Source organism: Olsenella urininfantis, assembly GCF_900155635.1.
In the GTDB taxonomy this organism is placed as follows: Bacteria; Actinomycetota; Coriobacteriia; order Coriobacteriales; family Atopobiaceae; genus Olsenella_G; species Olsenella_G urininfantis.
In genome coordinates, this window is the sequence record NZ_LT732540.1 from 1,238,068 (window position 1) to 1,259,358 (window position 21,291).

The 21,291-nt window shown below is 64.3% G+C and carries 16 protein-coding genes; 1 reads left to right on the forward strand and 15 read right to left on the reverse strand.

Annotated elements, in window-relative coordinates:
• Window positions 1-206: 206 nt before the first annotated feature.
• The 7 genes from CZ375_RS05725 to CZ375_RS05755 all read right to left on the reverse strand — a co-directional run bounded on the left by CZ375_RS05725 (window position 207) and on the right by CZ375_RS05755 (window position 8,437).
• Window positions 207-1,109 (reverse strand): ribokinase, encoded by a 903-nt coding sequence (locus tag CZ375_RS05725; protein ID WP_077598302.1) that lies wholly within the window; start codon window positions 1,107-1,109, stop codon window positions 207-209.
• A 21-nt stretch (window positions 1,110-1,130) separates the two neighbouring features.
• A complete protein-coding gene (locus tag CZ375_RS05730) occupies window positions 1,131-2,111 on the reverse strand; it encodes a nucleoside hydrolase (RefSeq protein WP_077598303.1) in 981 nt (326 codons plus the stop codon).
• Between the two features lie 52 nt (window positions 2,112-2,163).
• The gene (locus CZ375_RS05735) at window positions 2,164-3,129 is read right to left on the reverse strand and encodes an ABC transporter permease (RefSeq protein WP_077598304.1); all 966 of its coding nucleotides are present in this window, start codon (window positions 3,127-3,129) and stop codon (window positions 2,164-2,166) included.
• Window positions 3,126-4,259: an ABC transporter permease gene (locus CZ375_RS05740; protein WP_077598305.1), complete on the reverse strand. Its 1,134-nt coding sequence runs from the start codon at window positions 4,257-4,259 to the stop codon at window positions 3,126-3,128. The genes CZ375_RS05735 and CZ375_RS05740 overlap by 4 nt, the downstream gene beginning before the upstream one ends.
• Window positions 4,252-5,805 carry an ABC transporter ATP-binding protein gene (locus tag CZ375_RS05745; protein WP_077598306.1) on the reverse strand — a complete coding sequence of 518 codons (1,554 nt, stop codon included), beginning with the start codon at window positions 5,803-5,805 and terminating at the stop codon, window positions 4,252-4,254. Before CZ375_RS05745 ends, CZ375_RS05740 begins: the two co-directional genes overlap by 8 nt.
• Before the next feature lie 99 nt (window positions 5,806-5,904).
• Window positions 5,905-6,981 carry a substrate-binding domain-containing protein gene (locus CZ375_RS05750; RefSeq protein ID WP_077598307.1) on the reverse strand — a complete coding sequence of 359 codons (1,077 nt, stop codon included), beginning with the start codon at window positions 6,979-6,981 and terminating at the stop codon, window positions 5,905-5,907.
• Window positions 6,982-7,045: 64 nt separating this feature from the next.
• Window positions 7,046-8,437 carry an ADP-ribosylglycohydrolase family protein gene (locus CZ375_RS05755; RefSeq protein WP_077598308.1) on the reverse strand — a complete coding sequence of 464 codons (1,392 nt, stop codon included), beginning with the start codon at window positions 8,435-8,437 and terminating at the stop codon, window positions 7,046-7,048.
• A gap of 195 nt (window positions 8,438-8,632) precedes the next feature.
• On the opposite strand from CZ375_RS05755, the gene CZ375_RS05760 reads away from it, so the two are divergent.
• Window positions 8,633-10,531, forward strand: coding sequence for a PfkB family carbohydrate kinase (locus CZ375_RS05760; RefSeq protein ID WP_143803084.1), 1,899 nt, complete (start codon window positions 8,633-8,635; stop codon window positions 10,529-10,531).
• Window positions 10,532-10,659: 128 nt separating this feature from the next.
• Here the strand turns inward: CZ375_RS05760 and CZ375_RS05765 are convergent, their stop codons facing one another.
• The 8 genes from CZ375_RS05765 to CZ375_RS05800 all read right to left on the reverse strand — a co-directional run bounded on the left by CZ375_RS05765 (window position 10,660) and on the right by CZ375_RS05800 (window position 21,134).
• On the reverse strand, window positions 10,660-13,113 hold the full coding sequence (locus tag CZ375_RS05765) for an ABC transporter permease (protein WP_077598310.1): 2,454 nt from the start codon (window positions 13,111-13,113) through the stop codon (window positions 10,660-10,662).
• Between the two features lie 8 nt (window positions 13,114-13,121).
• A complete protein-coding gene (locus tag CZ375_RS05770; protein ID WP_077598311.1) occupies window positions 13,122-13,832 on the reverse strand; it encodes an ABC transporter ATP-binding protein in 711 nt (236 codons plus the stop codon).
• A gap of 303 nt (window positions 13,833-14,135) precedes the next feature.
• Window positions 14,136-16,238: a heavy metal translocating P-type ATPase gene (locus CZ375_RS05775; protein ID WP_077598312.1), complete on the reverse strand. Its 2,103-nt coding sequence runs from the start codon at window positions 16,236-16,238 to the stop codon at window positions 14,136-14,138.
• A gap of 12 nt (window positions 16,239-16,250) precedes the next feature.
• Complete coding sequence (locus tag CZ375_RS05780; protein ID WP_077598313.1) at window positions 16,251-16,553, reverse strand: DUF1490 domain-containing protein; 303 nt, start codon at window positions 16,551-16,553, stop codon at window positions 16,251-16,253.
• 172 nt (window positions 16,554-16,725) lie between these two features.
• On the reverse strand, window positions 16,726-17,628 hold the full coding sequence (locus CZ375_RS05785; RefSeq protein WP_077598314.1) for a helix-turn-helix transcriptional regulator: 903 nt from the start codon (window positions 17,626-17,628) through the stop codon (window positions 16,726-16,728).
• A gap of 133 nt (window positions 17,629-17,761) precedes the next feature.
• Window positions 17,762-20,434: a ferrous iron transporter B gene (locus tag CZ375_RS05790; protein WP_077598315.1), complete on the reverse strand. Its 2,673-nt coding sequence runs from the start codon at window positions 20,432-20,434 to the stop codon at window positions 17,762-17,764.
• Window positions 20,435-20,593: 159 nt separating this feature from the next.
• Complete coding sequence (locus tag CZ375_RS05795; protein ID WP_077598316.1) at window positions 20,594-20,824, reverse strand: FeoA family protein; 231 nt, start codon at window positions 20,822-20,824, stop codon at window positions 20,594-20,596.
• A 55-nt stretch (window positions 20,825-20,879) separates the two neighbouring features.
• Window positions 20,880-21,134, reverse strand: coding sequence for a FeoA family protein (locus CZ375_RS05800; RefSeq protein WP_077598775.1), 255 nt, complete (start codon window positions 21,132-21,134; stop codon window positions 20,880-20,882).
• Between the last annotated feature and the right edge of the window lie 157 nt (window positions 21,135-21,291).

The window sequence follows — 21,291 nt, forward strand, 5'->3', positions numbered from 1 at the left end:
ATTATAGCGCTACCGCCGGGCACGGCGAACCCACTTCCAAGCCTGTACAAAGACTAAAAACCCGCAGGAAAATTCTCCTGTGGCGTCTTCATAATTCACCTGGTCATATGTAGGCAAGGCCCTCAGGAAAAATTTCCTGAGGGCCTTCGCTCTGTTTTGGACGATGCCGAGGCGCAATCGCACGGAAAAATGACCGCACGCCAAGCTCAGAGCCGCGCTATGAACTCGTCCACCTCATCTGAACGAGGGATGGAGACGGCAGCGCCCGGACGCGTCACGGCGAGGGCCGAGGCGGCGGATGCGCGGCGCATGAACACCTCAGGCCGCTCGCCCGCAAGCATTCCTGCCAGCAGGTACCCCGTGAAGGTGTCGCCAGCGGCAGTGGTGTCCACGACGGGGACCGAGAAGGCCTCCTGCCTCAGCAAAACGTCGCCGCTGGCAAGCACGGAGCCTTCCTCCCCCAAGGTCAACACTATCTCCGCCGTGGGGAAGCGCCTCCCGAGGGCGCCCACGAGCTCGCCCGCATCTGCGGCCTCATCGAGCCCCGCCAGCTGGGCGGCCTCGACCTCGTTGAGGACGAATAGGTCCACGGCGGCCAGGTCTACCTCCTCCAGCGCCTCGTTGGCCGGAGATGGGTTGAGCACGACCTTCATGCCACGTGCCTTGCCTGCCCGCACGATATGCGCGAGCCCGTTCACCTCGTTCTGCAGGAGAAGCCAGTCCTCCGGCTGCATCTGGGACAGGAGCTCGTCGGTAAGCTCGGAAGAAATGTCCTGGTTGGCACCCCCATAGAGGATGATGCAGTTGTTGCCCTCGGCATCCCGCTGGATGATGGCGTTCCCTGTCCGAAGCTCCGTGCTCACCCGCGTCAGGCTTGCGTCCACACCGCTCTCCTCGAGCAGCTCGACCAGAAATCGGCCGTCCTCCCCCACCTGCCCGGCGTGGACCACCGAGGCACCTGCCCGAGCGAGGGCGATGGACTGGTTGAGGCCCTTCCCACCGGGATAGGTTCCCAAGGCACGGGAAGAGATTGTCTCGCCAGGGCGCACGAAGTGGTCAACGTCATACACGAAGTCTATGTTGAGAGACCCGAAGTTGAGAATGCGCATGCACGTCACCCCCCAGCGCCGTCAGTTGTACCTGGCCAGCGTGTCACACACCAGGTCAACGTATCCCTCGTAGTCCAGCTCGAGCGCGGCCTCGGCGTTGGGCAGCTTGCCCTTGTAGGGCGTCTGCGCCTCGCGACACACGTCCACCCCGGGCACGGGGCCACAGAGGTGGCGATAGTCGCACACGGTCATGCCGCGGGTCAGCGTGCCGGAGAGCTCCACGTCGATATGCATGGGGGCGCTCTTGACGAGCTCTGGAGCGATCAGCCACGCGACGGCGCAGGCGTCGTGCATGCAGGCGACGGTCGGGTCGTTTATCTTGCGTCCTGCAGACATGAAGAACCGCGTGAGGTCACCCGCGAACGTTCCCGCCCTTGTGCCCAGGGTGTCGAAGCGGCGAATGATGCCCTCGTCGAAGCCGCTCTGGCGCGTAAGGTTGAGCCCCGTCATCTTCACGTGCATGCCACTCTCGAAGACGCGCGCGGCGGCCTCGGGGTCAACGTAGATGTTGAACTCCGCCGCAGGGGTCCAGTTGCCAAAGGTGACCGAACCGCCCATAATGCAGATCTCACGAACGCGGCCCACGATGCGCGGCTCACGGTTGATGGCGGCCGCGATGTTCGTGAGGGGGCCCGTGGCGACGAGGGTGACGTCATCCTCAGACATGACGGTGTCAACGATGAAATCGACGGCGTGCCCCTCCCGAGGGACGTGCGTGGGCTCTGGCAGGACAGGCCCGTCCAGGCCACTCTCCCCGTGAAACATGGGGGCAGTGACCAGAGGCGCGACCATGGGACAGCTGTGCCCCGCGAAGACTGGCACATCGTCCGCGTGGCCGATGACCTCGAGCACCTTCAGCGCGTTGCGCGTCACGTTCTCGAGGGGGCTGTTACCTCCCACCGTGGTGATGCCCAGGACACTCAGGTTCTGCACGGCGAGCATGATCGCAAAGGCGTCGTCATGCCCAGGGTCGCAATCGAGGATTACCTTCTTACGCTCCATGTCACACCCACTCTCTCGAAGATCCATCCGTTGACGAAAAGGCGTCCTGGCCCTAGGGAAGCGCGACGGAATCCGCGGCCACCCCGCAGGAGCGCGCCCTCTCCTTGCGCTGGACGCCAATGGAGAAGGCCACGAGGCCCACCAGGGTGGCAAGGTAGGGCAGCGCGGCGACGAGCTGGTCGGGGATGCCCAGTGAGCTCGCGTAGGTGGAGAGCGCGTAGAAGAAGCCGAAGAGGAGCGAGGTGCCCAAAGACCCCACCGGCGTGTTGTGCGCCATAGCCGTGGCCGCCAGGGCGGTGAAGCCCCTGCCGCCAGACATGCCCTTGGTGAAGTACGGAAGGTAGGACATGGAGAGGTATGCCCCCGCCAGGCCTCCCAGAAGCCCAGAAATCAGCAAGGCCACGGTCTTGGTCCTGTTGACGCCCACGCCCACCGACGCGGCGGCGTCAGGCTGCTCGCCCACGCTCCTGATTCTCAGCCCTAGGGTGGTCTTGTTGAGGAGGAAGGCGAGCACAGGCACCATAAGGTAGGCCACCCATGCCAGGACGCTCTGGTTGGAGACGACGGCCCCCAGGAAGGGGATGGACTCCACGCCAGGGAGAACGATGGTGGGCAACGTGCCGCTCTGAAGCGAGGTGGTGGCCGAACGGTCTCCGGTGAGCACGTACATGAGGAAGGCGGAGAGGCCCGAGCCTATGAGGTTGACGGCGATTCCCACCAGGATGATGTCCACTTTGAGGTAGAGGGCGAAATAGGCGACCATCAGGCCCATCACCACGCCCACGGCAAACGCGCAGAGCAGGCCCGCCCAGATGACGCCGGTGTATGCCGAGCCTATGACGCCTGCGAACGCGGACATCAGCATGATGCCCTCCATGCCCATGTTGGTGCTGCCCGCACTCTCGGCAATAGCGCAGCCCAAGGTTGCCAAGAGGATGGGGACGGTGGTGCTCAGGACCGTGAAGTAGAAGCTGGGGTTGGAGAATATGCCCCCCAGGGCCAAGAGAAACTGGCTCATGCCACTGCCTCCTCACCCTTGGACATGCGCTCCTGGCGCTTGCGGTCGGCATCTGCGAACACCATCTTCCGGTAGGTGCCCGAGAGGAACTTCTCGGCCATGAGGAAGAGGACCATGACGCCCTCGAAGACCGAGACGAGGTCTATCTGCACACCGGCCTTGAACGACATGACCCATGCTCCCGTCCTGAAGTAGGCCAGGAATATGGCGGCTAGAGGCAGGTACTTGGGATTGTTGCGGGCGAAGATGGCCATGGTGACGCCGTCCCAGCCCCAGCCCATGAGCGAGGTCCACTGAAAGCGGTCGTAAAGCCCCAGCATCTGCACGGCACCGGTCATGCCACCTATGGCTCCGCCAATGAACTGCGAGGCAAGCGCCAGTCCAGAGACCCCCAGACCCATGCACTGGGCGAACTTGGGGTTCTGCCCCACCATGCGCAGGCCCGCGCCCATCCTCGTCTTGTAGAGCAGCAGGTAGCTTGCCGCCACCACCGCGGCCGCAAGGAGCAGGCCGGCGTGAATCCTCGTGCCGGCAAACAGGACGGGAAGGTGGGCGCAGGGGCCTATGGGAAGGGTATGCTGGCTCGAGGCCGGGTCCTTGAACACCCTGAAGAGGAAGAAGAGCCCCACGTAGAGGCAGACGTAGTTCATCATCAGCGTGGAGACCACGATGTTGGCCTTGAACTTGTACTGGAGCAACGCCGGAATGGCCATGACGAAGAAGCCCACGAGGCCGCCCAGAAGGATGCAGACCACAGGAGAGAGGACGGGCAGGTCTGGCACCAGATAGACGCCTGCCAGCGCGGCGGCAAGGCCGCCCAGGTAGATGGTCCCCTCGAGCCCCAGGTTGAACTGGTTCGCAGAGAACATGACGCAGACTGCGGAGCCCGTCATCACCAGCGGGATGATGACCTCGACCATGTGCGAGAAGTAGGCGGTTCCCATGAAAGGCGCCGCCACGAAGTAGGCCAGCGCCTGGCCGGCGTCCTCGGTGGTGAGCACAACAAGGATCACGGCCACGGCCAGGCCGATGGCTATGGCCACGGCCATGCGCAGCATCTCGTGCTTCGACTGGACGCTCAGGGAGCGCAGGTGTCTCAGCAGCCTGGCGCACGCCTTTTCGCTAGACAATGTACGCACCTCCCACCTCTTCGTCACTCATCTTCCTCACGCCGAGCATGTAGTAGCCCAGCTCCTCCTCGGTCACCTCTCCCGCGTCGGAGAAGTACGCGGACACCTCGCCGTCAAAGACCACCAGGAGGCGGTCCGAGAGGCTCAGGAGCTCGGAGAGGTCGGCGCTGACGAGCAGTATCGCGCTCCCGTCATCTCTCATCTGCACCAGCCGGCGACGGATGGAGTCGGAGGCGCCCACGTCTATGCCGCGCGTCGGCTGGTCGCAGACGATGAGGTTGGTCTTGCCCGTGAGCTCCCGGGCCACGACCACCTTCTGGATGTTGCCCCCCGAGAGCATGCCCACGCTCTGCTCGGGACCGTCGCATAGGACCGAGAAGCCCTCTATCCAGGCATTGGTGTCCTCGCTGATCGCCTCGGCATCAAGCAGGGGGCCCTTGTTGTAGCGAGCCAGGCCGAGCTTGTCCGCAATCATGTTCTCCTTGATGGAGAGGTTGGCGGCGATGCCCAGGGCCATGCGGTCCTCGGGGATGTACGCCAGGCCGCGGTCGCGCAGCTCGCGGACGCTCTTGCCGCACAGCTCCTCGCCCAGCATGGTGAGGCTGCCCGAGCCCGAGGAACCGAACCCGGTGATGGCGTCCACGATAGGTGCCTGGCCATTGCCCTCGACGCCCGCGATGCCCACGATCTCTCCGGCCCTCACGGAGAACGAGACGTCGTTGACCACACGCTTGCCGTCCCTGTCGAACAGCACCAGGCTCTTGGCGGCGAGCACGGCCTCGCCCGGCCGCGAGGGCGCCTTGGGGATGCGGCTGTCCACGTCCACGCCCACCATGAGGCGGGAGATGTCCGCCTCGCTCACCCCCCTCACGTCATAGGTGCCAACGGTGTGGCCGCGCCTGATGACCGTCAGGCGATCGCAGAGGGACTTCACCTCGCCCAGCTTGTGGGAGATGAAGATGATGGTATGCCCCGACTCCCTGAGCGACCTCAGCTGCGCGAAGAGCTCGTCGGTCTCCTGGGGCGTGAGCACGGCGGTGGGCTCGTCCAAGATCAGTATCTCGGCACCGCGGACGAGGGCCTTGAGTATCTCGACCTTCTGCTTGACGCCCACCGTCAGGTCCTTTATGCGGGCCGTCGGGTCGACGTCGAATCCGTACTTCTCGCAGACCTCCCTCGTCATTGCCATGGCCCTCCCGGCATCGAAGCGAAGGCCCGCCCTGGGCTCTATGCCCAGCGTCACGTTCTCCGCGACGGTGAGGGACGGCACCAGCATGAAGTGCTGGAACACCATGCCGATGCCATGGGAGATGGCCACCTGCGGGGAGCTGAGCTTGACCTCGCTGCCCCGCACGATGATCCTGCCCTCGTTGGGCTGCTCCACGCCATATATCTGCTTCATCAGCGTGGACTTCCCGGCGCCGTTCTCGCCGCAGATGGCATGGATCTCGCCCTTGCGGGCGGAGAAGTTCACGTCGTCGTTGGCCATGATGCCGTTGTCGTAGACCTTTGTGATGTGCTCGAGCCTGAGGAAGTCTTCGTCCACGGGGTCATCTCCTCACATCTGCCCGCATGCGAGGCGCATGGCGGCCACCGCCGTCTGCCCCGGTCGGCGGTGAGGCGGTGGCCGCGGCCTCTCGGGCTGCTAGAAGGCGGTGTCCACCTTGATGGTGCCGGCGATGATCTCCTCACGGGCCTTGTCGATGCCTGCGATCTGCTCCTCGCTGAGGACCTTCTTGGTGGTGTCGGTCACGGCAAAGCCCACGCCGTCCTTGTCCAGGCCGTAGGTCTCCAGCTTGCCGTAGGGCAGCTTGCCCTCGAGCTCCTGGCCGGCAGCCTCGAGAAAGCTGGCGTCCACGTTCTTGAGCATGGAGGTGAGGGTGCAGGCGGCCTTGTCGGCCTGGCCCTGCGAGCTCCAGTACTCGCCCTGGTTGCCGTCGACGCCAATCACGTAGTGGCCCTCGCCCATCTCAACCGCAGCATCGAAGGCACCTAGGCCGCAGCTGCTGCAGCAGGAGAAGATCACGTCGTTGCCCTGCTGGTAGAGGGCCTTGGCATGGTCGTGCCCCACGGTGGAGTCGCTGAAGCTCTGCGTCCAGTCCGCGACGACCTCGATGGAGGGGTTGACGGCCATGGCCCCCTGCTTGTAGCCGACGAAGAAGTCCTGGAGTACCTTGTTCTCCATGCCGCCCATGAAGGCCACCTTGCCGGTCTTGCTGGCATAGGCAGCCGCCATGCCCACGAGGTAGGAACCCTCGTTCTGGGCGTAGAGCATGCCGTAGACGTTGTCGTGCGGCTTTGCGGAGAAGTCCCATGCCTCGTCAAAGAACCAGATCTTGGTGTCAGGGTACTGGGTCGCGATCTTGTCGGCGTAATCGACCATGTCGAAGGTGCCCATGATCATGATGTCCCAGCCCTCGGAGGCAATGTCAAGGGCCGTGGACTCCCAGACAGAGGTGTCGTAGGTCATCTCGCGAACGTCGGTCACGAACTTGTCCCCGTACTTGTCGGAGATCAGCTTCATGCCGTTGTCCCCGGAGTCGAAGAAGGACTTGTCCCCGAGGGTTCCGTTGATGACGTAGACGATGCGCTTCTTGGAATCGCCGTCCGCGCCCGCAGGCTTCTCCGCGCCAGTCTGCGCGCCACAGGCGCTCAGCCCCAGGCCCAAGAAGCCCGCACCGCTTGCCGCCAGGAACTGCCTTCTGCTCATCTTCTCCTGCATTGCCTTGCCCCTTCTCCTTGTCGCGATGAATCTGACCCTGCGTGGCGGGACCTACCTATCGTCTCTACTCCGCAAGGCTTCGTGCCACAGCAGCCGTCCGCTCGGACAGACGGCGGATGCTCAACACCTTCATGTCACGCACGTAGGTGTCGAGGCGGTCCCCAAAGGGCTCGACCCAGTAGCTGGGTATCGCCTCGAAGCCGAACATGGTGCCCCACACGGTCATGACCTGGGCGGCGACGCAGTCCACGTCCTGTCCGCAGCCACCACAGATCTCGAGCGTGCGCAGGAAGTCGCCGTTTCCAAACCATAGGGCGATTACCTCGATGGCGGCGTTGGGGTACGCATGGACCCAGTTGTATCGCTCCAGCTCCTTCTCGCAGGGACGCCAGGCATCGAGCCAGCTGTCGTTGGCACGGCACTGCTCGAGGGCGAGGCTGACCACGTGGTGGTACTGGCTGTCCGAGGGGATGAGCGCGATGGCGTCCTCCACCAGCTTGCGCACGTCCCTCTCGTAGAACGCCATGGAGCAGAGCAGGGCGTTGAAGACCTCTCCCAGGATGCCGTTGTGGCAGTGGGAGATCTCGCCGTCGTGGAAGGCCGCCTGCGCGGCCATGAAGGGGTTGCCGGGATATATCTGCCCGCATATGGCCCCACGCATCTGGGCGCCGATCCACTCGCGGTAGGGGTTGTTGAAGCGGCCGCTCTCGGGCGGCATGATGCCGCAGCGCAGGTTGCGCAGAGCCATGTCCTCGGCGGACCAGCCGAAGCCGATGCGGCTCATCCACTCGTAGGCGATGTCGTGGTTGGTGGTCTCCCTGCCCTTACCCTCGTAGGCGACAAGGAGGGCAAGCTCGTAGGTGATGTCGTCGTTGTAGGTGTTGGGCTTGCGCACGTAGCCCTCCACGTTACCGTACGCCTTCCTGATGTTGTCGGTGGTGTAGCCCTCCACGCAGGTGCCGTAGGCACCCCCTATGATCTGGCACATCCAGCCCGCATGGATGCGGTCGAGGAGGTCGTCGCCCATGTCCAGGCTGGTCGGCTCGGGGATGCTCACCGCGCGCGCGTAGTCCTCGAAGCTGTCGTAGAGCCCGAACTTCCAGTAGTCGGAGCTCGGGTCCACCTTCGCGTTGCGACAGCCCTCGTAGAGCGCATGAGTCGCGCGGTGAAGGCCCACGATGTCATCGCTGGCGATGGCCGTGAAGCCATCCATCAGCAGGCGGTCGGCGTTCTCGACCTTCATTCCCAGGTTCTCGGTTGCCTGGATCGCTGCCACCGCGAGAACCTCGCGAGCGAGCGAGCCGGGGACCTGGGACCCCCAGTAGATCTTTACGGCCGCATCAAGGCGGTCGTCCACGTCCGTGGCCTGTTCCTCCCAGAGGACCTCGTTGTCGTTCGCGAGGACGCGCGGAATCTGGTTGTCCCTGATGCGTCGCTCGAATTCCCATGCCCTCATGCTTTCCAGCCTTTCGCGAACCAGTAGCTTGGATTTAAGAAAACATTTTCCTAAAACATTTTCTTTCCTTTTCGCACATGGTATATTGGCCAGGGGCGACTCGGGCGCCCCGAAGTGCCAGCGGTATTTTTTTGCTGGTGGGCGTTGAGGCACGCAGGCCACACGGCTTTGCCACGGAACGGACGGGAGACCCCCTTGGACATCAAGGAAATCGCTCGGCTGGCTGGGGTCTCGCCCGCAACGGTGTCCAAGGTCATAAACCGCAAGGACGAGAGCATCAGCGAGAGGACCCGCAAGAAGGTGCTCGAGACGGTGCGCCAGCATCACTACGTCCCCTACTCATCCAACGCCTCGAAGCAAAACGCGAGCTGGACCATCTGCGTCGTGCTGAGGGAGCCCGTCTCGTCGGACTCCATGCTGGACGGCATCATCCGCGCGGCCCAGGGGCGCGGATACGTCGTCACCGTCTTCGACAGCTACTCGAGCCTGGAGCAGGAGCGTGCGAACATCGATGCGGCCTGCGCCAGCGGCTGCGCGGGCGTCATCTGGGAGCAGGTGGGAGAGCAGAGCGCGGCGCTGCTTCCCAAGCTGGAGAAGCATGGCGTCTCCTGCCTGCCCATCGGCGTGTACGGCGGGGAGGGGTCTCTGCTGCAGCCCTACTTCAACGCCGCGTATCGCATGTGCTTGGAGCTCGTCTCTCTGGGGCACACGCGGCTGGGCTGCCTGCTCTCGCGCGGGCGCCGCACGGAGGAGTTCCTCGCGGGATACAGGCGCTGCCTCGAGGAGCATGGCATCGCCTTCCGGCAGGAGCTCGTGTTCGAGGAGGTCGGCCGGGACCTGGCCCAGGCCGTGGCGACCCACGAGGTCACTGCGGTGGTCTCGTCGCACTTCCGCAGCGCCACCCAGTTCTCGCAGCTGATGGGCACGCTGCGCCACCAGATCCCCCTGGACGTGTCACTCGTCTCGCTCTGCAACGACAACACCTCGACCCTGGTGAACCTTGACGGAGTGGAGATATCCACCTGCTCCATCCACAATGCGGACTACGGGTCGTTCCTCTGCGACAAGCTCCTCGCGGCCATCGAGGGGGAGGAGGAGCCGCCCCCCTTCGAGCAGAGCTTCGAGCTGGACAACTCCAGCACGGTCGCCGTGCCCTCTCGTGAGGGCAACGAGAAGGTCCTGGTGGTGGGCAGCCTCCACGCCGACAGCTACATGCTCATGCCCACGCTCCCCCGCGGGGGCGTGACCACGAGCGCCAAGGAGAGCCAGACCTGCCCGGGAGGCAAGGCGGCGAACCAGGCCGTGGGCGTGGCCAAGCTGGGGCATCGCGTTGCCGTAGTGGGCAACGTGGGCTGCGACCTGGACGCAGACTCCTTCTACCGGGAGTTCAAGCGCTGGGGCGTGCATAGCACGGGGGTGCACCGCGTCCAGAACCTGGGAACCGGCAAGGCGCTCATCTTCACGGACCAGCGGGGCGAGTCCATGATCTCCATCCTCTCCGGGGCGAACTCGACCCTCTCCGCGTCAGAGATCCGCAACCGCGCCGCAGAGTTCGAGGACGCGCGGCTCTGCCTTGTGCAGACCGAGATACCGCTGGCAGCCGTGAGGGAGGCCTGCCTCATGGCCCGCGAGCGGAACATCCCCACCATCTTGAAGCCCTCGTCGTGCTCGGAGCTTCCGGATGACATTCTCGCGCTCGTGGACTACCTCGTTCCCAACGAGCGGGAGCTCGATGACATCCTCCCCGGCACGGGCGACCTGCGCACGAAGGCCCGAAGCCTGCTGGAGAGGGGGCCGCGTGCCGTGATCGTGACCCTTGGCGACAGGGGCTGCCTCCTCTGCGCCCGCGACGAGGAGCGCTATTATCCAGCGTGCAACTTCCGCGCCGTGGATGACACGGGCGCCTGCGACGCCTTCATCAGCGCGCTCTCCTCGTACCTGCTCTATGGCTCCAGCCTCGACCAGGCAATACGCATCGCAAGCTATGCGGCGGGCTACAGCATCACGAAATACGGGGTCATCCCGTCTCTCATCGACCGCTTCAACCTGGAGATCGCCATCTCGGATGGGTCGGTCGGACAGACGCGCGCATGAGCATGAGGCCCGCAGGGAAAATTCTCCTGTGGCATCTTCATAATTCACCTGGTCATATGTAGACAAGGCCCTCAGGAAAAAATTTCCTGAGGGCCCTCACGCTTCCTTGGGAGAGAGGTGGCAGCCCCCTACTCCTGGACCTTAAGCGCCTCGGCAAGGGACACCCGCCTGATGCGCCACACGTGCACGCAGGCAACTAGGAAGTAGGTCGCCGCCACGATGCCCATCACCTCGAGCAGGGTCTCGGAGGGATACACGAAGGGCATGTTTCCCGCGTAGTCCGACATCACGTACACCATGAGCTGACCCACCGCGGCGATCACCAGGGGCACCGACGCGATCAGCGAAACGAGCACCGTGACGGTGATCGAGCGAAGGTACAGGGCCTGGATCTCCCCGTCGCGATAGCCGAACACCTTCATGTACGAGATGTAGCGGGCAGAACGGTCTATGACCGTCTTGGTGAGCAGGTAGATGAGGATGATGGAGATCGGTATGGCCAGCCAGAGCAGCATCCCCATGACGTCGGACATCGAGCTCTCGAGCTGGACCGCGATCATGTCCATCTGCTGCGGGGTCATCTCTGACGCGAGGTAGCGCTCGTTCAGGGCGAGGGGCACGTCTGACGCGTACCCGTTGAAGTAGCTCGCGTCCTTGCCGAAGATCTGGCACCAGTTCTCGCGGCTCATGTAGACGTTCATGTCCGTGTCGTTGCCGGCGATGACGTCCGGCGCCAGGACATAGCTGTCCCCCGTGCGCGGGTTGGTGAAGGTGAACTGCCTCCCCACATGCAGGCCGCACTTCTCGGCGAGGCCCGCACCAACGACGATCTTTCCACCCGAGACGTCCATCTTCCAGTACTCGGAGCCCACGTCTATGCCGTAGAGGGAGACCTCCTCGTTGGAGTCGGAGTGCAGGCGCGGCAGCTCGAGCGAGCGGACGCTGAACTTCTCGGCGTGCTCCAGGGCGTTCTCGGAGTTGCTGCTGGTGTTGACGGGGTGGCCCGCCGCGATCCTCGCGTCTCCCGAGAGCGCCGACGCCCTCATGAGCAGGGAAAGGTAGCGGTCCTCAGGAAGGTCGTCCTCGGGCCTCTCGTAGTCCTGCAGCTCGTCGAGCGCACGGGCGGCCTGCGCGTCCTCAGATGAGACGTCTATCTCGAGAGGGGCCTTGAGCAGGTAGAGGTGCTGCGCAGGCACGTTGGCCGCCATCTTGCCCGAGAAGTTGCGCACGATGGGGAGCATGCACAGGCCAAAGAGCAGCAGCAGGACGGACAGCGCTATGCCCATGAAGAGCAGGGCGAAGTGCGAGAAGTTGCGCAGGAAGACACGGAGGCGGAAGCGCGAGGTGAAGCCCCAGCGCTCTGGCAGCGCAAGGTTCGCCCTGCGCGTGCGTGCCTGCAGCTCGTGACGGAGGAACGCCAGGGGCGTGTGGCCCAGCTTGCGCAGCAGCCCCAGCAGCGTGACCAGGATCAGCATGCCGACGGGCGCCACCGTCGTCATGAGGAAGACGTCCATGGAGAAGTAGGTGACGTAGGTGGGCAGGTCGTAGGAATGATAGTAGAGGCCGCTCATGTACTCCACGAGGAACCCGTACCCCAGAGCGTTACCCACGGCTCCCGCCGCGAGCCCCACCAGCGTGGGCAGGACCATGTAGTGCGCCACCAGCTCTCCCTTGCGATACCCTGAGGCCAGCAGGGTGCCAATGACCGCACTCTCCTGCTCGATGGAGGCGTTGGTCAACACGACGAACACAAAGGCGCATATCACCAGGATGATGCCGCAGATGAAGATCCACCCGACCTGATCGCCCTCGAGGTCGTCCTCGGCGAAGTTCATCGCGGTATTGTCCTTGCTGTCGCGCAGCTCAGTGAGGGTCACCCCGCGCTCGTCGAGCTTCTCGGCAACCCTGAGTTCGAAGTCGTTGCGGTCCTTGAGCTCAAGCTTGGGATCGAGCGTCACCGAATACCGATAGGTCACGGGTCCCGCCAGCGCATCGAACGCCGTTGGCGTCAGCTGCGCCATCGAGAAGCCGGTGCAATCGAACATCAGGTCGGAGTTCTTCTTGACCAGGGCCTGGTAGTCCGGCAGCGACACAAGCCCGGAGATGGTGAGCTCGCGGCCCGAGACCGTTATCTTGTCGCCCACCGCAAGCCCGTTGTTCTCGCAGAAGCAGCGAGAGAGGGCGATCTGGTCGTCGCGCGTGGGAGCCTCCCCCGCAAGGTAGCTGGCCTTGTTCACGTCCGTGCGATTCTTGGCCAGGCGGATGGTTGCCTCCCTCTTCTGGCCGTCGCGCACGAGGGTGACCTTCACGTCGGAGTGGAAGCTCTCGTACGCCTTGCAGCCGCTCCTCAGGTCCTGAACGGCCCGCAGGTCATCCTGGCTCGGCTTGAACTGCGTGGTGAAGGAGAAGTCCTCCACGTTCGAGCTGGCACGCGTCTGGGCTATGACGCGCTGCGTGGAGCGCGCGGCCACCAGGTAGCCCGATATCATAGAGACGGTCAGGCCGATGAGCAGGAAGAGACCCAGGTACCTGCCTAGGTTGTGCACGAGCTCGCGCGGGAGGCGCCTATCGAGGGCAGACATGGGCACCCCTACCACTCAAGCTCTGACGCCGGGACGAGGTGCTCGTTCCTCTCGTCCTCCACCAGCTCGCCATCGCGAAGGCGCAGGATGTGGTGGGACATGTGGCGAATGGCGTCGTTGTGCGTCACGATGACCATGGTGCAGCCGAACTTGCGGTTGACCTCCTCCATGAGCTCGAGGATCTCCTTGGAGGTCTTGTAGTCCAGAGCTCCTGTGGGCTCGTCGCAGAGCAGCAGGCCGGGGTTCTTCACCAGCGCGCGGCCTATGGAGCAGCGCTGCTGCTGGCCACCGGAAATCTGGTTGGGGAACTTGCCGCGATGGTCCCAAAGCCCAAGGGAATGCAGGAGCTCGTCAACGGGCAGCGGGTTCTTGGAGAGCTGTCGGCAGACCTCGATGTTCTCCCGCACAGTGAGGTCTGGCACCAGGTTGTAGAACTGGAAGATGAAGCCCAGCTCGCGGCGGCGGTACTCCACCAGCTGCCTGCCGCTGAGCTGGCAGATGTCCTGGCCAGCCACGGCGATGCTGCCGCTGTCTGCCGGCTCCAGCCCGCCCAGGAGGTTGAGGAAGGTGGACTTTCCCGAACCCGAGGGGCCAAAGAGCACGCAGACCTCCCCGCGCTCGACCTCCACCGAGACGCCCTTGAGGACCTCAAGGCGCGCGCCTCCCGAGCCATAGCTCTTGCGCAGCGCGTCAACCCTCAGGTACACCTGGTCAGACATTCCGCCTCCGCTCCAGAGCGGGACGACCCAGCGCCTTACGCCGCTCCTGTTAGCTCAAACTTACTCAAACATAGAGTGTATACGAGCTAACTTTAGGGCCAAAGGTTATCTGCCTGAACGTAGGCAAATTGTGTCGGGAGCGGCATCTGCCGCCAGCGGAGAGAGGCGAAGGCACCTCTTTGCCTGGGCAAGATGCCACAGGAAGAATTTTCCTGTGGCATCTCCATAATTCAACTGGGCGTTTGCGCCCAAGGCCCTCAGGATGTTTTTTCCTGAGGGGCTTCAGTTGCCCGGCGGGCAGCTTCAGTCACGCAGCAGGCGGCGCGTGTTGAGCGCCACGGCCGCCAGCGTCGAGCCGTTGTGCAGGTAGGCTGCCGTTGCGACCGGCATGAGACCCGCCACGCCCGCAACGATCAGCGAGCTGTTGAAGCCCACTATGAGACGATAGTCCGTGCGAATGCGCGCCATGAGGCGTTGCGAGAGCACGCGCATGGTGACCAGGGACTCAAGCGAGCAATCCTGGATGGCGACGTCTGACACCGCACGGGCGATGTCGCTGGCGTCTGACATCGCAACGGAGACGTCCGCCGCTGCAAGGGCCGGAGAGTCGTTGATTCCATCCCCCACCATGATCACGGTGTGCCCGGCCGCCTTGAGCTCGTTCACGTAGGAGCTCTTGAACTCGGGCAGGACCCGGGCATGGTAGCTGTCGATGCCCAGCTGAGACGCCACGTGGGCGGCACAGCTCTCGGAGTCTCCCGTGAGCATGACCATGTTCTTCACGCCAAGGCCGCGCAGGCGAGAGAGGGCGGAGCGCGCCTCCTTGCGCAAGGGGTCGCAGATGCAGATGGCCCCCACCAGAATGCCGTCAAAGGCCATGTAGACGACTGACGCCGTGGGGGCCTCGCGCTCCAGGAGCTCGTCAAGGCCGGCAGGCTTGGGAACACCCTCGTCCTCGAAGACGAAGTGCCCGCTGCCAATGATGACGCGCCTCTCGTCTATCAGCGTGGAAATGCCGTGCGCCACCACGTACTCCACCTTGGCATGCAGCTCGTCTCGATGGCCGAGCTGGCGGCGGTCCGCCTCGGCCACGATAGCGCGAGCCATACTGTGGGGGAAGTGCTCCTCGATGCAGGCCGCATAGCGAAGAAGCTCGTCCTCGCCCTCGCAGCCGTGGAAGCTCAGCACGCGCTCCACCTTGGGCGTCGCATGCGTCAGGGTGCCCGTCTTGTCAAAGACTATGGTGTCTGCCCGCGCGAACGCTTCAAGGTACTTGCCGCCCTTCACCACCGTGTCGCGACTTGCGGCCTCGTTCATGGCGCTCATGACCGCAACGGGCGTGGAGAGCTTGATGGCGCAGGAGAAGTCAACCATGAGCACGACCATGGCCTTCTCGACGTTGCGCGAGAGGGCGAGGATGCCAAAGAAGGCAAGGAGGTTGAGGGGGACGAGGCGGTCGGCAAGCTTCTCGGCCTTGCCCTGGACCGTGGCTTTGAGGCCCGCAGACTCCTCGACCAGCGTGGCGATGCCATCTATGCGAGAGTTCCCCGGCTCCGCCGTGACACGCACCACCAGGTCACCCTCCTCGAGGGCGGTTCCCGCATAGACGGTGGACCCCGGGCGCTTGGAAACCAGGCGGCTCTCCCCCGTCATGGGGGCCTCGTCGATCTGTCCCTCGCCACTGACCACGCAGCCATCCACGGGAAGGACCGAGCCGGCGCCCAGGCGCAGCAGCATGCCCAGGCGCACGTCCTCCATGGAGACACGCACGTCCTTGCCGTCCTGGATGGCCCAGACCGCAGCGGGACGAGTGACCATCCCCTCCTTCAGGGCCAAGTGGGCGCGGCTTTGCACGTGCCGCTCCAGCTGGGACGAGACGTTCAGGAGGAACATCACGGTACCTGCCTCGGCAAAGGACCCGCGCAGGAGGGAGGCGACTATCGCCGTTGCGTCCAGCACCTCAACGGTGAGCTCCCCGCGGGCGAGATGCCGGAGGCCATCCAGCACGAAGCGCAGGGAGCACAGCAGCGTCCACGCCATGCGAATGGGCGCGGGCAAAAGGAGCTTGCGCAGCTGCCTGCAAGCCACAAGCCTGACAAGGGAGGTGGCAAAGCGGTTATTCTCTGCGGCAAGCTCTATCTGCCCGGCGAAGGGCTCCATGCCCACCTGCTCGCGCGGGAGGTCGAGCACGTCCAGGCCAGAGACCGCGTCCAGCAACCGCTGGCGATAGGCTGGCTCGAAGGAGACCAGAATGGACCCGTTGGCGGGATGCACCTCGGCATGGCGGACGCCCTCGCGACGCATCAGGGCATACGAGACGCCGCGTGCCTCCTCCTCGTCGAAGAGGCCCGCAGCGCATCTGAGCCTGAGACGGCCGGGCAGATCGGAGACTATGGTGTAATGCATGTGGGCGCTGCGCTATGCCTCGACGCCCTCGGCGTCCACCTTGGCCGTGACCTCCTGGCGGATGCGCTCCTCCTCGACGGCGAGGCGCTCGCGGACCGCGGAGTCGATCTTCGCCTGGCGGCGGGCCTCTGCGGCCGCGTCGTTGGCGTCATCGACGATGGACTGGGACTCGGCGTTGATTGCGTCGGACACCCTCATGCCCGTAGTGGTGACGGCAACTGCGGCCTTGTGCAGAAGGCCCGTCTGGGCAAGGCCGGCAACGGCCCCGGCGACGGCGGCACCGGCAACGGCACACCAAGCGTGATGAACAGCCATGAGAACCCCTCTCCTAGGCGGGGCGCAGGAACCTGCACCCTCGCGATGCGGTGAACGTTCCCTAAAAAGTAAGGGAGCCCCTGGGCGCCCACAACTCCAAGAGACTTCAAAGCTCCAATCGGACGCCCTTAAATGTGGGCCCCCAAGAAGCGCCACCGAGAGAGAAGGCCTCCTAGCAGATCTGCTTGCGCCATGAGCTGGGAGTCTGCCCCATGCAGTCCACGAAGGCCTTCGAGAACTTGGAGGGGTTGGAGTAGCCCACCGCTGCAGCCGCCTCGGCGATGGAGCAGTTGGTGGAAATCAGAAGCTCTGCTGCCTGATGGATGCGATACGAGCGATACCAGGTATAGATGGGGACGCCGAAGACCGTTCGGAACGCCTGCTTCAGCACCGTGGGGGAGCTTCCCGTGGCCTTGGCGAGCATGGAGATGGTCACGGGCTGGCTGAGGTCACGCATCATGAGGGCCTGCGCCTCGAGCGCCAGCCTGTCGTGGCTCCTGCGCCTGTCCGAGGGCTCCCCGCCAAGCTGCGCGGCAGCTGCCTGCCGGGCCCGCGGGGCGATCAGCGCGCAGGATGCGCTCAGGAGCTCTATGGCCTTGAGGCGCAGATATCCCAGCTCGGCGCTCAACGGGGGCGAGCTCATCTCGGCGAAGACGTGTGCGAGGGCAGGATAGGCCCCCAGGTTCTGCAGCGGCTCCCCCGCATGGACGACCTCCGAGAGGAGGTCGATGTCCACCCCAAAGCCTGCCAGGGTGCGCATGGCCGGCTCGGTGAGCTCGTCCAGGGAGAGGAGCACCAGCGCCCCCGAGAAGACGCCCGACCCCACGGCAGGCCTCCTGCAGGCAAAGACCGAGCCGCGGCCAAGCTCAAGGCGGCGGCCCTCGCAGACCAGGCTCAGCGAGCCTCCGCGACAGTAGCCCAAAAGCAGCTGGTGCGGACCCAAGTCGAGCCAGTCCTGGAGGCCGTTCAGGCCAAAGCTCCCATCGCACAGCAGCAGGCGTATGCCCAGAAGGGGCTCAAGGGGCAGCCCCAGCGGCGCCTCTTCCCTGCCGGCATTTGCCTGGGACCCCCTCATGGAGCACACCTCCTCGTTGCGTACGTGCCAAAAGGGGCGTGCCACCGCGCTGGGCAGGTGGCACGCCCGTCACCGATCTTGAACCCAAGATCCTGCGCACCCTCTTGCACGGGCAGCCAAGAGGGGCTGGGCTCTAGGACTTGGCGACGTCCTCGGTAAGCTTGGAGAGAATCTTCTCGTCCTTCGCGTCCCACTTGGGCATGGGGCGGAAGAGCTGGAAGAGCATGGCGGCCAGCAGGGCGAAGGCCACCACGGTCCAGACGCCAAAGCTCCCGAAGACGACCAGCTCGTAGAACTGGTTGATGAAGAGGCCGATGACCCAGCCGAAGACGCACTCGAAGGCAATGGCAAAGGTGGTCCAAGCCGCAGAGTTCATCTGGCGGCGGATGGTACCCATGGCCGCGAAGCACGGGGCGCAGAGCATGTTGAAGGCCACGAAGGCGCACATGGCACCAACGTGCAGCGTGCCGTCAAGGGTGAACATACCCGCAAAGCCCTGCCACATGGAGACGGAGTTCTCGGTGGCGTCACCCAGGCCGTAGAGCACGCCGAAGGTGGAGACCAGGTTCTCCTTGGCGATCAGGGCAGAGATGGACGCAGCCGTCGCCTGCCAGTTGCCAAAGCCCAGGGGAAGGAAGATCCAGCCCAGGGCGCCGCCCACGCCGGCGAGGATGGAGTAATCCATGTAGTTCTCGGGCACGGCCTCCATGCCGGAGAGGAAGCCGAACGCGCCGTCGCCGCCGTCCCAGCCCGCGACGCCGAAGTTGGAGAGGAACCAGATGCCCACGGCAGCCGCGAAGATGATGGTTCCGGCCTTCTTCACGTAGGAGGCGACGCGCTCCCATACGTGCAGGGCCCAGGAGCGGATGCTGGGGAAGTGGTAGTCGGGGAGCTCCATCACGAAGGGGACGGGCTCGCCCTGGAAGGGCTTGGTCTTCTTCAGAATGATCGCCGAGACGATGATTGCGACGATGCCCATGAAGTAGAACATGGGGGCGACCCACCACATGTCGGACCCGCCGGCGAGCACGCCCATGACCAGTGCGATGATGGGCAGCTTGGCGGAGCAGGGAATCATGGTCGTGAGCATGGCCGTCATGCGGCGGTCGCGCTCGTTCTCGATGGTCCTGGTGGCGAGGACGCCGGGCACACCGCAGCCGGAGGAGACGATCACGGGGATGAAGGACTTGCCGGAGAGGCCGAAGCGACGGAAGACGCGGTCCATGACGAAGGCCACACGGCTCATGTAGCCACAGTCCTCGAGGAAGCAGAGCATCACGAAGAGGACGAAGATCTGGGGAATGAAGCCCAGGACCGAGCCCACGCCGCCGATGATGCCATCGACCACGAGGCCCTTGACGAGGTCGGAGGCACCGGCCGCATCGAGAGCGTTGGTCGCGGCGGTGGGGATGGAGTCTACGAAGCTGCCGAAGTCGTGTTCGTCAGGCTCGGCGGCCTTGCCTTCGAGGGCGGCGGCAAAGTCCGCGGCGTCCACCCTGTCGATCACCTGGAGCTCCTGGCCCTCTTCGAGCTCGGGCTCGCCGCCGCTCGTCTCCTTGGTGATGGCCTCGTCGTCGGTGTCTACGAAGTTGCCGTCCTCGTCGTGCACGGGAACGTCGGTAGCGACGACCTTGGCCTTCTTGGCAGCCTCCTGGAAGCTGGCGATCGCGGCCTCGTCCTCCTCGCTGGGATCCTCGGCCGCGATGGCGTCCGCGACTCCCTCGGTGTCGACGCCAGCCTTCTCCGCGGCGGCGATGTAGCCGTCAATCTGGTCGTCGTAGTGGTTGGAGGACCACTCCTCCTTCGCCTCGTCGAAGGCGGCCTGCGACTGGCCACTCAGGAAGAAGCCATCGGAGAAGAGGTTGTCGTTCACCCAGTCGGTCCAAGCGGTTCCGATGGTCGAGATGGCGATGTAGTACACCAGCACCATGACCACGGCAAAGATGGGAAGGCCCAGCACGCGGTTGGTGACGACGCGATCGATCTTCTGCGAGGTGGTGAGCTTCTTGGGGGCCTTCTTGACGCAGGCGTCCATGACCGTGGCGATCCAGTCGTAGCGGTCGGAGGTGATGATGGACTCGCTGTCGTCGTCGCGGTCCTCCTCGATGGCCCGGATGAGCTCCTCGAGGGTGGCAAGCTCCGCGGCGGAGAGCCCCAGGGGCTTGATTGCCTCGGCGTCGCGCTCGAAGACCTTAATCGAGTACCAGCGGACGAGCTCTGGGACGCACTTGCCCGCGAGGGCCTCGGCGATCTCGCCCAGCACGTCCTCCACCTCGGGCGAGAAGCACTTGGCCCCAGAGCTGACGGAGCCGGACTTGCCAGCGTCAATCGCTGCCTTCACCAGCTCGTCCACCCTGGTGTTGCGCAGGGCCGAGACCTCTATGACGGGCACGCCCAGCATGGAGGAGATCTTGGCGGAGTCGATGACGTCACCGCGCTCCTTGAGCAGGTCGCACATGTTGAGGCCCACCACGACGGGACGCCCCGCCTCCAGCACCTGGGTGGTGAGGTAGAGGTTGCGCTCGAGGTTGGTCACGTCAATGAGGTTGATCACGGCGTCGGGACGCTCGTTGATCACGTAGTCGCGCGAGACGACCTCCTCGGGGGAATACGGGGAGAGGGAGTAGATGCCCGGCAGGTCTACGAAGCTGACATTCCTGTCCGCCTTCCAGTCCGCCTGTTTCTTCTCGACGGTGACGCCCGGCCAGTTGCCCACATAGCCGTTGGAGCCCGTGAGCTCGTTGAACAGCGTGGTCTTGCCGCAGTTGGGGTTGCCAGCCAAGGCAATGTTAATCTTGTCGCCCATTCCTTGCCTTTCTGCTCGGTAGCCCGCCCGGCCGCGGGTTACCCATGGTTCACTATTTGCTGCCTTGCGTGTACCATTTGTTAGATAAAAGTAACTTGTTCGGTCGAAAAAACGGAGCCTCGCGACTCCCTCTCGACACAGTCGAATGACGTCGCGGGCCTAGTGGATGCCCTCGACCTCGATGCACTCGGCCTCGTCCTTGCGCAGCGTGAGCTCATAGCCACGCACGGTGACCTCTATGGGGTCACCCAGCGGCGCCACCTTGTGAACGAGGACCTCGGTCCCCTTGGTCAGGCCCATGTCCATGATGCGGCGCTTGATGGCCCCGACACCCGCCAGCCTTGTGACGGTGCAGCTCTGCCCCACCCTCACCTCTCGAAGCGTTGACACTTGCTCTCCTCCTCACTATTCCTTCGCCGCCCGAAGGCAGCGACCTCATAACCCCCTAGCAGGTGGCAATCTTCTGGGCCATGTCACGGCCTATGCCAAAGGTGGCGCCCTTGACGCTCACGAGCACGTCCCCGTTGACGCGCGAGACCACCTTGACGCTGGCGCCCTGCACGAAGCCGAGCTCCGCGAGATGCTGCCTGAGCTCCTGGCTGCCCCTGACGCGAGACACCAGGACGGTCTGGCCCTCGCTCACCATGGAAAGGGGGAGCTGGGCTCCGCCACTCGTGCCCACCGCCGCTTCATCGTCCATGCCGTCTTCATGCATCTCGTCCGCCACCCCCTCTCCAAGACCCCATGACCCTCCCGATTTCCATGGGTCATGGGCTGAGTTTCCGCAATCTAACAGGCCCAGTATAGTTCTGTCCCAACCAAAGGCAACCGAAGTTGACATATTTTTCCACCGCAAA

Excerpts from the sequence above, each read along its gene's own strand:
- CZ375_RS05790 (WP_077598315.1), bottom strand. The coding sequence starts at position 20,434 with ATGGGCGACAAGATTAACATTGCCTTGGCTGGCAACCCCAACTGCGGC.
- CZ375_RS05800 (WP_077598775.1), bottom strand. The coding sequence starts at position 21,134 with ATGGACGATGAAGCGGCGGTGGGCACGAGTGGCGGAGCCCAGCTCCCC.
- CZ375_RS05770 (WP_077598311.1), bottom strand. The coding sequence starts at position 13,832 with ATGTCTGACCAGGTGTACCTGAGGGTTGACGCGCTGCGCAAGAGCTAT.
- CZ375_RS05765 (WP_077598310.1), bottom strand. The coding sequence starts at position 13,113 with ATGTCTGCCCTCGATAGGCGCCTCCCGCGCGAGCTCGTGCACAACCTA.
- CZ375_RS05735 (WP_077598304.1), bottom strand. The coding sequence starts at position 3,129 with ATGAGCCAGTTTCTCTTGGCCCTGGGGGGCATATTCTCCAACCCCAGC.
- CZ375_RS05755 (WP_077598308.1), bottom strand. The coding sequence starts at position 8,437 with ATGAGGGCATGGGAATTCGAGCGACGCATCAGGGACAACCAGATTCCG.
- CZ375_RS05730 (WP_077598303.1), bottom strand. The coding sequence starts at position 2,111 with ATGGAGCGTAAGAAGGTAATCCTCGATTGCGACCCTGGGCATGACGAC.
- CZ375_RS05750 (WP_077598307.1), bottom strand. The coding sequence starts at position 6,981 with ATGCAGGAGAAGATGAGCAGAAGGCAGTTCCTGGCGGCAAGCGGTGCG.
- CZ375_RS05785 (WP_077598314.1), bottom strand. The coding sequence starts at position 17,628 with ATGAGGGGGTCCCAGGCAAATGCCGGCAGGGAAGAGGCGCCGCTGGGG.
- CZ375_RS05780 (WP_077598313.1), bottom strand. The coding sequence starts at position 16,553 with ATGGCTGTTCATCACGCTTGGTGTGCCGTTGCCGGTGCCGCCGTCGCC.
- CZ375_RS05725 (WP_077598302.1), bottom strand. The coding sequence starts at position 1,109 with ATGCGCATTCTCAACTTCGGGTCTCTCAACATAGACTTCGTGTATGAC.
- CZ375_RS05775 (WP_077598312.1), bottom strand. The coding sequence starts at position 16,238 with ATGCATTACACCATAGTCTCCGATCTGCCCGGCCGTCTCAGGCTCAGA.